This window comes from Paraburkholderia sp. EB58, from assembly GCF_050436665.1.
GTDB lineage: Bacteria > Pseudomonadota > Gammaproteobacteria > Burkholderiales > Burkholderiaceae > Paraburkholderia.
Map to the genome: position 1 here is coordinate 1 of NZ_JBNDMQ010000021.1, position 13401 is coordinate 13401.

Sequence of the window (13401 nt, forward strand, 5' to 3'; positions counted from 1 at the left end):
AGCAGTTCAGTCTCTACAAGGGTTCTATCCCGGTCCGGCTGGATGTGCCCATGGACAAGTTCGATGGCTGCGCCAAGAAATCACGTGTAGACGAGCAGGCCACGATTAAGTCGGGTGGGTTCCTGCCGTCGTTGTCCTTCGGCGAACTTCAGTCGTCGGTTACCGCTGGCGCGATTACCGACTCTGTCACGAATTTCATGAACTCGAACGAGGACCCGCAGGAAGGGGCGCGCAAGCTTGCCGCGGCTGCGAAGGTTAAATAGGCTGAGTTTCGTGGATTCTGGGCGGAACTGAAGCGCAGGGGGTTGATCCGGCAGGATGCGCCGACTCCTCGATAGCGCCGGGGTCGGCACGGCACCGCCCGGGGTTCGTCATCGGGTGCAACACGGTTTCCTTCGCCATCCGCATGCCGTGGCAATCCCAAAGCTTCTTGCGGGCCAGCGTCGGCCCGAAATCGGCGTAGCGCTCACGGATGATGGCAAGTGTACGGTCGAACGGACAGGCAATCCGGCGTACACCGCCGCGCGCGAGGCGCCGACCGCAGCGCCGAGCGCGTCGGCAAATCGACCTAGATCAAGTATTACGAAAGCAACTAAAAAGGCCCCCGTTTTTTTGATAAGGCCCTATTTTAAAATCGCGATTAAACATTGATAATTTATATTATGTCAAATTGCAAACATCGAATACCAATCGGCATCAACAGTTGAGGAACATGCACTGGGGCCTGCGTCTGCTCAGGAGCTAAGTCACCTCGTCGGACCCCATCCGATTTTCCACAGTAAAAGGCTCAATGGCGGCCGCATGGCAACGAGGTCGGCATGAACCGCGGCACTTCCAACGTCGATGGAGGTCAGGCGTGACTCCGCCTACCTGTCGCTCGTCGCGTTGTTCACGTACATAGACTGGATCCCCACGCGACCTGGGCCGGTGAACCGGTTCACGGTGAAGTTAAAGCCTGCTGCGAAAAGCCCGCTCGACAGCCTGTCAACCACGGTGTCCATCTTGACCTGCGGATCCTTGTAAAGCCATCCGCCCGGCTCGACATCGATCGTCTCCCCGGCAGCAAGTATCTTTTCGAAGACGTTTCCATACCCATGCAACCAGAGCACGCCCTCCTCGGCGTGTCCACGAAACTTGTCGACGAAAAAACCGGTCTGGCCGAACAACATGTTGGTGATGCCGCGGAGCCGCTCGAACGTGTATTCGATATTCGCCGTCGCGGCCAAAAACTGATGTTCCCGCACGTGAAGCTCCTCGCCCGCCCGCAGATGAATCGGCACAACGTGACCGGCACCGTCGCGGCTGAACGCGATTATTCCCGGGCCGCTCGCCTCCGTGATGAACACTTGCATGCCGGCGAGCATGCGCTTGACTGCCCCCTTGACGGGCCTGATGCTGATGCGGACGTTTGAGTTTTTCCAGAGCAGGATGTGGTGCTCGAAATAGACCGGCCGGTTCGACACGTCAACAGACAAAACCGGCACAAGCTCACCGCCGATGTGATAGGTCACGCCGCCGAAGGTTTCGTCGGCCGCTGCCGTGGGCATGAGTCGGGGTAGTTGATTCATTTATTTTCCTTGGCCTGACCAGCGTCTGCCAACACCAGCGCGGCCCATGCGTGATGGATAGGGATGCTTCCGCGCGATGCCATGGATACAACGTCGCCGCCAGGATGCCCCCAATGCATCCAATCATGAGGAATTCAGTCTTGTCCGCATTCGCATTGTTCGCGGACATCTTTTCCGCTATCTGATGAGCTTCAGCCCGGCGGTTTTCGCCGCTTTCGCGTCAAATGTCGCCGTGTATTCGCATTGCGCTTCGTGACACGCGCGCTCGATCAGGCAATCTGCGAAGTCGGCCGACGAACCCGCGTACAGCCGCAGTGCCTTCCAGACAGTTTCGGCAGCCTCCACCACCAGCTCTTTCGTGCGCAGCAGCGTTTCGATAACCTGTGCAATCTCATCGCGGCCCGCGTCGTAGGCACGCCCCAGCACCCAGACCACTTCGATCAATACTACCTGCGTAACATAGCCTGGCCGTTCAGGTGTGAGCGATTCAATCAGCGCGCTCGCCTTGCGCGATTGCGCCGGATCATCCTGCGCGAAATAGCGAACCAGCACATTTGTATCAAGGCCAATCATCGAGCCGACGCTCCCCGTTCAGCGATTGCGGCATTCATATCCTCAATCGACACGGGTTTAGCCGGTTTGCGGATGATGCCCTTGAGTGCGGTCACCGAGCGGGTGGCCGGAACCACTTCGTAGCGCCCGGTTTCGTCGTTGAGGATGAACTCGATACGGTCCCCGGCGGCCAGCCCAAGCTGATTGCGCACGTCGACCGGAATCGTCACTTGGCCCTTCGACGTAATAGTTGCCGATGTCATTTTTCCTCCTGCACTCCATATTCCTTACTTTAAGGTAAGGCGAGAGGAAAAAGCAAGTGTTTGGGCCTTTATATATCCGCATCAAAAAGGACATTCTTAGCCGGCGACGTCATAACATTCCGAGCATTGCGTTCGACGCTACGTTCACGCATCAGTCACTTCCGACGGCGCAATTGACGGACGGCGCCCCCTCTCGTGTCCGGTTCTATCGCGCAGTTTGAGTTTGACAGACGCTTCGCTTGCACCCGCGTGAAGTTCGACAAGCGACTAACATGCCACATCCTCCTCGGCTTGCCTCGCCCTGATTTCCTCCGCGTACTTTGCAACCTTTCGTTCGAGACGCGCGATGTTCCTGGCGTCCCGCTGGGACAGCCAGCCGATGATGCCTCCGCCCAGCGTACCCAGACCGCAATGTTCGACGCAAGAGCGCTGACCGGTCCGGGCGGCGTGGTGCTGGAGCGGAATACGCCGCTTGAACCGTTCAAACGGTGGGCGGCCGCCGCGCGCCAGCATGGTGCCCGTATCTGGATGTAGATCAATCATCCGGGACGCCAGGTTTTCGCGGCGATGAGGCGCCATGCAAGGGCGCCGTCCGCGGTTCCGCTGGAACTGGGCCGGCATGGCAAACTGTTCGCCGAGCCGCACGCGATGAGCACGCCCGAGATTCACGAAATCATCGAGCGCTTTGCCGACACGGCCGCGGCGGCCGAATCGGCCGGGTTCGACGGCGTCGAGATACATGCCGCGCAGGGCTACCTGATATCGCAGTTCCTGTCGCCGCTGACCAACCGGCGCAACGACGAATGGGGCGGCTCGCTGGAGAACCGGGCAAGACTGCTGCTAGCTGTCGTGCGAGCGGTGCGCGCGCGGGTGGGCGCCGGATTCAGCGTCGCGGTCAAGATCAATTGCAGCCTATCGCCGCTTGCGCGGTCTGTGCCGTCCAGCTGTGCGCTTGAGCGTTTGCGATATGCGCCAAAGCCGCGGCTGTAGCATTGACGCCCTTGCCGCTCGACACCAGGGCACCCAGTTCATCTTTGATGTTTCCGCTCAACGCCGCATGGGGAACCCCAAGGGCGCGAGCGCTCCCCAGTGTTGTTCCATCGGCCAGCAACGTGACTTCGTGTCCCGCATCCATCAAGGCGCGGCACAGCACGGCAAGGGGTCTCGTGTCGCCTTCGGTGCCGTACGTCAATGCAAGGAGTTTCATCCAGGTCTCTCTTCTTGTCAGCTCGGCGTCCAGGCACTGCACTGCAGCAGGTCGTCGCTCGCCAAGTCGAAATTGGCGCAGTTCGAGACAATATCAGAGAGTTGGTTGGGGCGGCTGATGCCGCCCTCCTCTACTCGTTCGCGACCTCCGGCATGATCTGCCCCATCTCCATAGCCTGACTGGGCGGCACCTCCTGAATACCGATGACGATCTGATCATCGGGTGCGCCCGTCGCGCCCTGGAACAATGTCCAAAGACGCTGTAGCAAGCCCCGCTTATATTCAGGCGTACGGCCGGTTCGAATCAGCAGCGTGAGCGCGGCAGTGGCCGCCGCTTCTCCGGCGGTGAAGCCATTGCCGGGGGGGTATTCCTGAAAAACCACATGCACCCAATTCTTTGGGACACCGGAATATTCAGAATGCAGGTCAGTCAGTTCGACCGCGAGCCTGGACTTGGCCTCATTGCTGAGTACCCCGTCCTGCGTGATCAAGGTGTAGAGCGGCATGGGAGCGACTCCTATACGGCGTTTTGCGAGCATTCAAGTTGACGTCGCGGATAACCAGGCCCCCTGCGAACTCAGGAGGCCATCGCAACCCATCGCAATCATCACGCCGCGTAGTTCTTCAGAATGCGCAGATCCGTCACTGAGTACGCCATACCCAGCCGATAACCGCGGCCGACCCGTACTGGCGCAATCAGGTTCATGTCCTCGCCGGCGACCTCGGGAATCTTCAGTTCCGCCGATCCGGCCCAGACATCCACGATCGCGAGATTGTCCGTGAGTGACATGGTGAGTTCGTCGACCGGCGGCTTCTCTTGCAGGCCCGCTGCGAGTTGAGGAAAGTAACGGCGCATCGTGGTAGGCCGATTGAAAACGGTCGTCGGGTCGGCGACAGGTTCCTCGAGCTGGATACGAGCGGTTGCCAGCCTTTCCCCGTGCGCCGACACACTGGCGCCGAAGCGGCTTCCTTTGGCAAGTGGCGCAGCGGCCAGACTGGGTGCGGAGAAACTGCGAGTCTGATAGACGCTGGCGAGTTTCTTTGGAAACCCCTGCGCCCATCCACGGGCGATCGCGGCATCGTTGTCAACGTAGATGTACGGGCAGTAATTGACCGGCACACCGTCGAAAACGGCTTCGACCAAAACGAACGCCTCGCGGTATTGATACCGGGCGGGATCTGTCAATTCGTCATTGGAGCCGGTGAACTGCCAGTCCAGAAACCAGAAGAAGGCACGCCCACCGGATTTCTCGTCTACCGTGACGCCGGGCGGAAGGAGCGCCGCGATCGCTTTCGGGTCGGTCCAGTATTCGATGGCGAGACAGTCGCTCGAGTAGTGCCACGGCGGCAGCGTCGCCAGTGCGGACTTCCCTTGCGGAGTAATAGGAACTGAAAACGCTTTAGGCATTTCGTTTCGTCCTCGATTGGGGCGGCCGGAGGTCGCCGTTCATGGGGTGCGGGCGTGATTGGGAACCGCCGGGCATCACCTGACGTGGATCGTTAGAAGGCACATGTTGGCGGGATGCCCTGCCCTTCAGTCCAGCGCCATTAACCATTATTGTCGAGGGTGTGGCTGAGTCCAATCCCCCGATCGGGGGTCGAAGTCACCGCTGGAATACCTCGCGGATCGGCTTGTCTATGCCGGTACATTCAAGGTTTTCGCGGTCATATTGCCGGTATAGAATCGGCTAGACGCTTAAAACTGGATTCGAGGAGTGGACGAGTCGTGTGGTCGGAGACAAACGTGAGCGATTTTCCGCCTTTTCGGCTTGATCGAGCCAATCAATGCGTCTGGGAATCGACACCAGACGGGGGCGAACGCCGGCTCAACCTCAGGCCGCGCGCCTACGACATGCTTCAGTACCTGGTCGACAACGCCGGTCGCCTGGTGACGCACGATGAGTTTCTCGACGCGTTGTGGCAAAAGGTTTTCGTGCAACCGGAGGTGCTGAAGGGACACATGCTGTCGATACGCGCCGCGCTCGGTGACGATCCAGCCAACCCCAGATTTGTCGAAACGCTTCGTGGCCGCGGCTATCGTTTCATCGCGCCCGTGCGAGCAAGGGCGCCCGCCAATGTCCCTGCCACTGCGATTGATGCAGACAGACCGGCTCACGGCACATTCGTCGGACGCACGTCGCAGTTAAACAGGCTCAAAACGCTATTCGACGAGGCCTGCGCAGGCGAATCCCGCGTCGTGTTTGTGGCTGGCGAGCCGGGCATCGGCAAGACGACGCTCGTCAACCAGTTCCTCGAATCGCTCGACGGCCGTGGCGATGTACTGACTTCGCTAGGGCGCTGCGTTGAGGGTTACGGCGGTACCGAGCCGTATTACCCCGTCCTCGAAGCGCTCGCCCAACTGGCCCGCGGCGAAGGCGGCGCGGCCATCACGCGCAGTCTGATCTCGATCGCCCCTACCTGGGCCGCGCAGCTTCCCGGTGCGGTGCCGGAGCGGCATCATGCTGCTCTGCAACGCCAGTTGGTGGGCGCCCTCAGCGGCCGCATGTTGCGCGAAATCTGCGAGTTTCTGGCCGCGCTGTCGGTGCAAAGGCCGCTCGCGCTCGTCTTCGAAGATCTTCATTGGTCGGACTATTCGACGGTCGACATGCTCTCCGCTATCGCCCGTCATCGCACCCATGCACGCTTGATGGTGGTCGCCACCTATCGTCCCGAGGATGTGGAAGTCGCTCATCACCCTCTGGGCCGCTTGAACCGCGACCTCGGCCTGCAGAAGCTCTGCCATGACATCGTGCTCGGACCGCTGACCAAAGGTGCGATCGCCGAATACCTTCAGGGTAAAGCGCAGCAAACGCATGAGAACGACCTCGCGCAACTCGTGTGCGAGCGCTCCGGCGGCAATCCTCTCTTCATGGTGGCGACGCTCGATCATCTGGTCGCGCAAGGAATCGCGCAGTCTACGCCGGAGGGCTGGAAGTTGCATGTGTCGCCGTCGGAAGTGCGGCTCGAAGTGCCGCTGACGCTGAGCCAGGTGATCGAGCATCGCATTCAACGGCTGACGGGCGATCAACAGCGCGTCCTGGAGGCCGCGAGTGTGGCGGGGCTCAGCTTCGACGCGACCGTCGTGGCTCCAGCGGCCCAGTTGAGCCAGGAATGTTTCGAGGAGGCGTGCGAGGCGCTGTGCCGGCAGGAAAGCTTTATCCGCCGAGAGGCACCTGCGCCGTTCGACTATATGGTCGCGGCACGCACGTTCGCATTCCGCCATACGATGTACCGGCAGACTTTCTATGAGCGTCAGGGCGCGCTGCGGACCGCGCATTCCCACCTGCGGATTGCTGAGGAGCTCGAAGCACGCTGCGCTCCGCAAGCGCGTGGCAGCATCGCGGCCGAACTGGCCCAGCATTTCGCGGCCGCGAGACAATGGTCGCGCGCGCTGGGCTATCTGCGCATCGCCATCCAGACGGCGAAAAAGCGCCTCGCGTACAACGACGCGCTCGCCGTTCTCGATCGCGCCATGATGCTGGCCGCCAATCTGCCGGAGGATGCACGGGCGGCGGCGGAAGCTGAATTCCTCGAGGGGCGCGCGTCAATCTTTACCGCGTCGCATGACCGGCGTGCGCGCGAGACTTGCGAGCAACTGGCAAAGCGTGCCGCTCAACTCGGTCTGATCGACATCCAGAGCCGCGCGTTGCTGAGCCTCGCTTACGCCTATAGCTGGCGCGATCAGATTCGCTGCAACGCGATCATCGACGAAGCGCTGGCGCTCAGCGAACAGCAGACCGATCCGCAGCAACAGGCCCGCACCCGCATCAGTTGCTATGTCTGGAAAATGTGGGTACGCGGCTGGTACGCCGACGATATCCGTCAATGCGAAGTTGCGCTTGAGGCCTTGCGCAACGGCGCCGATCCGTTCACGACCGCCTGGTCGCAGTGCGAATACGCCATGGTGCTGATGGTCTCCGCGCGCTATCAGCTGGCCCAGGACACCATTCTCGCGAGCTACCAGTTCCTCGTCGACAATGACGAGAACCGCCCCGAGTTCAACATGGCGCGTGCCACCTGGATGGTCAATCTCGGCGTGCCCTGGACGCTGCTGTATCTGGGCGATTTGGGGCGCGCCCAGCACGAGTTCGACCGGGCGATTGCGATGTATGCCGCCAACGGCAATCAGTACGGCGCCGATACGCTGACGCTGTACCGATGCTGGGTGCAATTCCACGCGCTGGACTTTGACGCCATGCTCGAGTCCTGCACGCAGGTTCTCACGGAAACACTGGCCGGGACCGCCGTGCGTCGCTCGACCCTCCCTGCGGAGCAGCGGCTCGCCATTCTCCTGAAGGGACTGGCGCATCTTGGCCTCGGCGACACTCGTATCGCGCGCGTTCATTTGCTCGACGTCATGCGGCGCATGGATGATGAACCGGTGATTTTCGACTGGTACTGGCGGCTATCGCTCGAATGGGGACTCGCGAACCTTGCGCTCATCGAGGGCAAACTCGAGGAAGCGATGACGCATGCCACGCGTCTGGTCACGCTTGCAACGAGCACGGAAGAGCGCACCTGGCACGGTTTGTCGTGGGAGGTTCAGGCGCGCGTGGCGCTGCAGCTTGGCGCAGCGGCGGACGCCGTGCGTTGCATAGACAAGGCCATCGCGGCCACACAGCACTTCCAGACGCCGCTCGCGGACTGGCGCATCCATCACACGGCGAGCGAGGCGTACAGCCTGATCGACGACGCGGCAACGGCCGCTCGTCACGCTGAACTCGCGGCTGCCAAAAAAGCGGCGCTGGCGGGAAGCTTACCCGCCGGGCATCGTCTGCGCGACACGCTGGAGGCAGGCAGCTAGCCTGCAAACTCCGCAACCGGCTCCGCGAGGCGTCGGCCGATGCCCATATCAGCGTCGTCCTGCGAGATCGATCCGGCAAGACGGAGGCGTGCTTCGACGCATCTCTCTCGTGCGGCTGCCATGCGCTGCGTGTCGCCGCGTGCCTCGTGCAGCGACGCCGCGGTGCGCTGCAGACGCCAGTTCGCGAGCGGCGTCTCGAAGTCTTCGGTCACCGAAAACGCGGCCTCCAGATGAACCCTGGCGTTCTCCAGATCGCCCTCGTTCAGCGAGGCTCTGGCCATCGTATCCCACGCAAGCGCCTGCCAGGTCCGCTCTTCCGTAGCGAGGGCGCGTTCGAGGAAGCGGCGGGCGCGCCACTGTGCGGCATCGCGATCACCGCTTGCAATCGCGAGGTCGGCCCAGCCCCATTCGAGCGCCAGACGCCAGTACCAGTCGAACATGATCGGCTCGTGATCCATCTGACGTTCGGCTTCGGCGAAACGCGCTGCGGCGGCTGTGCTTTCGCCCAGTCCTGCATGAGCAAGCCCGGCGAGAATGGTCCAGACACGCTGCTGCGGCGGCAGAAATGCAGCACGCTCACGCACTTCGACGTCAGACCCAGAACGGTCCACCGCCTCGCTGAATTGCCGGTCGAGTTCGAGCACGGTCTCGAAGTCCATCGTATGGACCAGCAGCCAGCCGCGATAGACCTGCAATGTGCGCGCCGCAAAGTAATTGCCGTTGTCGTGAAAGACCCGGATACCGCGGTCGAACTCGTCGAGCGAGCGGCCCAGATCGCCTAGCGACATATGCGCCCACGCGACGCCCAGCCGCCGCATCCACGTGCCTCGCGCGATATCGAAGCCCGGATGGCTCACTGCATGGTCGTACAGCACCTGATAGCTCGCTTGCGCGGTGTTCAGCGCCGCACGGTACTGCGTCGAAACCATCATCAGCATGCAGTGTTCCAGTTGCGCTTTCGCCATCGACACCGGATCGCCCACCTCACGGATCGTAGCGAGCGCATCCATGCATTGCTGCGCATCGGCTGCGTTCCAGCCTTGCGTCCAGATACGTCGCGCATGGCATGCGATCTGGGTCGACGCACTGACACGCCGGTCCGGCCAGGACGTACTGAGCCTGAGTGCATCGTCGAGACATGCCACCGAGCGACCCTGATCGCTCCAGCTTAAAACGTACGAGAGTCCCAGCAACGCACGCAGTTGCACTTCGATCTTGCCGAGCTGCGTGGCCTGCTCGTGCAACGCCCGATACGCGTTGACCGCCTGCGGATCATGAGCGGCTGCAAGCAGCGCCGCGCGCGCTTCGACAAACTCAATGCGCCTAAGCGAGCGCAAATCCGCCGGTAGCCGCGCAAGCAGCGTATCGGCCTGATCGAGCGCGGCTAAGGCTTCGCGATAGGCAAAGCGAACCTTCGCGGTCTGCAAGGCAATTCGCACGTAGTCGAGCGCCTTGTCCCATTGCTGCGCGTCCGCGAAATGCCAGCAAAGCTCCGTGGCGATACTGCCGCGATGCCCCGCCATAAACAGCCTCTCCAGACGCTCGCCGATCAGCCGGTGCGACGCGGAGCGCCGCGTCAGTCCCTGGCGGTCATAGAAGACACTGCGAACCAGCGTATGTGTGAACCTGAACAACTGCGTGTCGGAACCGTCGGGCAAGCTCCAGACGCCCGTGCGGCGTATAAACTGACTGAGCCGGGCCAAGCCGTTGCACAGATCTTCGAACGCCTCGGTTGTCATCCTGGCCGCTTCGGCCGTCGTCGCCGAGGCGAACGTCAACCCCGCCACGCTCGCGGCTTCGAGCGCGCGTTGAGCGTCGGGGGCCAGGCGCTGGATACGCATCTCGATGACCTGCGCAACCGTGCGCGGTAACGCGCTGCGTAGCTGCGCGGCCGTGGCGCGCTGATGCCAGCCGTCCGGCGTTAGGTCCACCAATGCCTGTTCGCGCAGATGCTCGAGAATGGCCTGCATGAACAGCGGATTGCCGCCAGAACGTTCGGCGACCAGATGCGCCAGTTCCTCGTCAAGCGGGTTCAGGCTGGCACCGTGTGTGAGCCATGCGCCGATTGCGTCCGGCTTGAGCGGCCCCAGTTCAATGACCTCACACGCTCCGCGAAGCGAGAGCGCGTGACTGAGCTTTATCACCGGATGCTGGGTGGATGCGGCATCGTCGTTGCGGTAAATGGCCACCAACATGAGCCGCAGGGATCCATCGAGTCGCGCGAGCGCGGACAGCATGTCGATGGTCGAAAAATCCGCCCACTGCAGGTCGTCCAGCACGACCAGTAGCGGGCGTTCTCGTGCCAGCGCCTGCAGCAGATCGCAGATTTCGCGCATCATGCGCTGCCGCCCGGCGCCAATCGTCTGCGCGCGCAACGATTCGCGGATGTCCGCCGGCACGTAAGCCGGCATCAGGACGGCCCAGGTGGGCGCGATCGAGACGAGCGCTTCCCTCACCTCGCTTCCGCCTGCGCCGCGGCACAGACGGCCTAGCGCTTCGAGCACCGGATAGTACGGTTCGGTACCGCCGTAGCCCTCCACACACCCACCGCCCAATACCCGCGCCTCGCCATGGGGTGCTTCGGCCAGAAACTCGTCAACGAGCGCCGTCTTGCCGATCCCCGCCTCGCCTGCGATGAACACAATCCGCCGCATGCCGGCCTGCGCCCGCTGATATGCCGCCAGCAATGCATGGAGCTCGGACGCGCGGCCCACGAAACGTTCCGCCCGGCGCGCGAAGAAACCGGACTGGTCGCCCGCTGCAAAGGCATCGACGGGCGCAATGAAACGATAACCGCGCCCACGTTGAGTTTCGACGTAGCGCGGCTGCTCAGCGCTATCGCCCAAGGCACGGCGGATCGCCGCGACGTGTCCCTTCAACACCTCGGGCTGCACATGCACGTCCGGCCATACCGCTTCGAGCAGCGCTTCGGACGACACCAGCCGCTGCGGGTGTTCGACAAGATAGCGCAGCACAGCGAATGTTTTAGGCGGCAGGTCGATGCGGGTAGCAGATCGGTCCGGGGCCAGGCGCCAAACGCATTGATTGGACAGGTCGAGCCGAAAGCCGGAAAACTGGAGCGAGGCGTGGCCGCGAAAGTCGGGATTCAAACCGAAAGACTCCGTGGTATCTGGAGCAGACCGAGGCGGCTCGCGAGCGTGACCGCCTCGGTCCGGTTCTTGACCGACAGCTTGGTGTAAAGATGCTTCGCGTGCGACTTGACTGTTTCGGGTGCGATGCCAAGCTCGACCGCGATCTGCTTGTTGGACAGCCCTCGCCCCATCAGCGCGACGATCAGGCGCTCGCGCTCGCTGAGTCCCGCGCCCACGTTCGGGCGTCGTGCCGCGAAAGGCCCATTGGCTTCGCCGGCGTCGCGCTGCCGGCGCGTGAGCAGCATGCTCGCATACGGCAGCAGTTCGCGCGTGTCGCTGACCGGAACGATGCGCTGTTGCACGATGTCTTCAATGAGCTCAGCGACGGGCGCACTGCAATCGACAAGGGTTTGATACAGACCGACTGATGGCGCGACCCTGAGCAGGCCGACGAGCACTCCGATCGCCTCGCTGCGTTCCCCCATGACGAGCAAAGCTTCGACGAGCAAGAGGGCAACGGGCACCGCCGCATAGAGACGGCCGCGCCATACCGTGTCGCGATGAACCTGGCGCAAGGAAGCAAGATCGACGGCAGAAGGCGAGCGGGCCAGCGCGATGCGTGCCTGTGCGATCGTGTGAAGACGCGTGATCTCGAATCGGACGTTGCTGCTCGCGGCTCGCGATTCACCCGCGAGTTCGGCGAGGCGCTGCAGACAAGCCTCGGCCTGCTCGATGCGTCCGTTGCCTGCCTCGATCTCAACCTGGTGCGCGAGGCTCGCAGCCCGCAATCGCGGCCAACCGCGCCGCTCGCCGAGCGCCTCGGCCTCGCTCAGAATCACCAGCGCCCTGCCATGTTGCCCACGGCTAGCGGCGATGCGCGCCAGCAGTCTATGCGCACGCAGCGCGCTTTCGACCGCACAGCATTCGCGGATATTGGGCATCCGTGCGACGAGCAGCGCCTCCGCTTCGTCCGCGTGGCCCTGCTCGTAGAGCACTTGCGCAATGATGCACGCTGGCAGCGCATCGGTGAGAACGTGCGTGCCGAGCAGGCGACGCCCGATCTCGAGCGCATGTCCGGCCAGCAAGCGCGCCGCACTGAAGCGCATCTGATCGAGAGCGACGGCAGCGTCCAATGCCAGATCGAACTGCGCGGACACGGCCTGCATCCGGCATGGCCGCTTATCCAGCTTGACGCGCTCCACCGCGTAGAAGCGCTCCAGGTCGCCGAGCCGCCAATACACGCTGCGGCATACCGTTGACGCGACGTGCGCAGTCCGCGCACTTGCGTCAGGACCGCGCGCGGACCACGCGGCCGGCAAGGCTGCCGCCTCATCGTCCTGCAACACGAATGCCACTGCCCGCAGCGCCGCGATTTCGCAGTGGAGCGTTTTCGGCACCACGGCGGACAACGCGTTTGCGCGATGTTCGATGAGGTCCGCGATGACGAGCGCCTCGCGGCAATCGAGGTGCATGACCGTCTGCCACGCCCGTTCGATCTCGAGCCTGAGTCTCGCAAAGCCGACGCCAGGCCGGGCACCGCCGGTTCTTGCAAGCTGCAGAGCCTCCGCGGCGGGGCCGCCCACCGGGAGAGGTGAAGGAGAGAGGGTACGCAGAGCACCCGTCTCGGTCGAAAGGCTCGGAATCGCCACGCTGCGTGACGTTCGATCACATTTCGACAAGTTTTCGGGTGCAACGACATCGTTCATGCCAGGCTCCGTCGGGACACCAGATCGTCGCAATTGCTCAACGAGGGAAGTTCTGCCCAGACTAACCCTGGCTTCGCCACGAAGCGTGATGATTCGGTTATTTTTCGGTAATGCCCCGGTCGTCGCAGGGCTTTTACGGGAATTTTGCGCGACCTTTACGGCGCGTTTACGGGACTTCGACGGAGTAGCCGACCGAAAAGGAACGCCAGA

At 62.5% G+C, this 13401-nt stretch carries 10 protein-coding genes and 2 pseudogenes; 4 read left to right on the forward strand and 8 right to left on the reverse strand.

Features of this window, described 5'->3' with window-relative positions:
* A pseudogene (locus P3T40_RS26965) lies at nucleotides 1-263 on the forward strand (sugar ABC transporter substrate-binding protein); the annotation flags it as partial.
* A gap of 603 nt (nucleotides 264-866) precedes the next feature.
* On the opposite strand, the gene P3T40_RS26970 reads toward P3T40_RS26965, so the two are convergent.
* The 3 genes from P3T40_RS26970 to P3T40_RS26980 all read right to left on the reverse strand — a co-directional run bounded on the left by P3T40_RS26970 (nucleotide 867) and on the right by P3T40_RS26980 (nucleotide 2383).
* The gene (locus P3T40_RS26970) at nucleotides 867-1547 is read right to left on the reverse strand and encodes an AIM24 family protein (RefSeq protein ID WP_429270761.1); all 681 of its coding nucleotides are present in this window, start codon (nucleotides 1545-1547) and stop codon (nucleotides 867-869) included.
* A gap of 198 nt (nucleotides 1548-1745) precedes the next feature.
* Entirely contained in the window at nucleotides 1746-2141 is a 396-nt protein-coding gene (locus P3T40_RS26975; protein WP_429270762.1) for a PIN domain-containing protein, read from the reverse strand.
* The gene (locus P3T40_RS26980) at nucleotides 2138-2383 is read right to left on the reverse strand and encodes an AbrB/MazE/SpoVT family DNA-binding domain-containing protein (protein ID WP_429270763.1); all 246 of its coding nucleotides are present in this window, start codon (nucleotides 2381-2383) and stop codon (nucleotides 2138-2140) included. The genes P3T40_RS26975 and P3T40_RS26980 overlap by 4 nt, the downstream gene beginning before the upstream one ends.
* A gap of 411 nt (nucleotides 2384-2794) precedes the next feature.
* On the opposite strand from P3T40_RS26980, the gene P3T40_RS26985 reads away from it, so the two are divergent.
* Nucleotides 2795-2917 carry a hypothetical protein gene (locus P3T40_RS26985; protein ID WP_429270895.1) on the forward strand — a complete coding sequence of 41 codons (123 nt, stop codon included), beginning with the start codon at nucleotides 2795-2797 and terminating at the stop codon, nucleotides 2915-2917.
* On the forward strand, nucleotides 2918-3373 hold the full coding sequence (locus tag P3T40_RS26990; protein ID WP_429270890.1) for a hypothetical protein: 456 nt from the start codon (nucleotides 2918-2920) through the stop codon (nucleotides 3371-3373).
* Here the strand turns inward: P3T40_RS26990 and P3T40_RS26995 are convergent.
* The 3 genes and pseudogenes from P3T40_RS26995 to P3T40_RS27005 form a co-directional block, all read right to left on the reverse strand.
* Nucleotides 3288-3590: pseudogene (locus tag P3T40_RS26995) on the reverse strand (glycosyltransferase); the annotation flags it as partial. The gene P3T40_RS26990 and the pseudogene P3T40_RS26995 sit on opposite strands and share 86 nt — an antisense overlap.
* Nucleotides 3591-3720: 130 nt before the next feature.
* Complete coding sequence (locus tag P3T40_RS27000; protein WP_429270764.1) at nucleotides 3721-4095, reverse strand: tautomerase family protein; 375 nt, start codon at nucleotides 4093-4095, stop codon at nucleotides 3721-3723.
* Nucleotides 4096-4196: 101 nt separating this feature from the next.
* On the reverse strand, nucleotides 4197-4997 hold the full coding sequence (locus tag P3T40_RS27005) for an acetoacetate decarboxylase family protein (protein ID WP_429270765.1): 801 nt from the start codon (nucleotides 4995-4997) through the stop codon (nucleotides 4197-4199).
* Between the two features lie 336 nt (nucleotides 4998-5333).
* Here P3T40_RS27005 and P3T40_RS27010 point away from each other — a divergent pair, with 336 nt between their 5' ends.
* Nucleotides 5334-8393 (forward strand): AAA family ATPase, encoded by a 3060-nt coding sequence (locus P3T40_RS27010; RefSeq protein WP_429270766.1) that lies wholly within the window; start codon nucleotides 5334-5336, stop codon nucleotides 8391-8393.
* Here the strand turns inward: P3T40_RS27010 and P3T40_RS27015 are convergent.
* Both P3T40_RS27015 and P3T40_RS27020 read right to left on the reverse strand, forming a co-directional pair.
* Nucleotides 8390-11503 carry an ATP-binding protein gene (locus P3T40_RS27015; protein WP_429270767.1) on the reverse strand — a complete coding sequence of 1038 codons (3114 nt, stop codon included), beginning with the start codon at nucleotides 11501-11503 and terminating at the stop codon, nucleotides 8390-8392. The two genes, P3T40_RS27010 and P3T40_RS27015, sit on opposite strands and share 4 nt — an antisense overlap.
* Nucleotides 11500-13191 carry a LuxR C-terminal-related transcriptional regulator gene (locus P3T40_RS27020; protein ID WP_429270768.1) on the reverse strand — a complete coding sequence of 564 codons (1692 nt, stop codon included), beginning with the start codon at nucleotides 13189-13191 and terminating at the stop codon, nucleotides 11500-11502. Before P3T40_RS27020 ends, P3T40_RS27015 begins: the two co-directional genes overlap by 4 nt.
* Nucleotides 13192-13401: the final 210 nt, after the last annotated feature.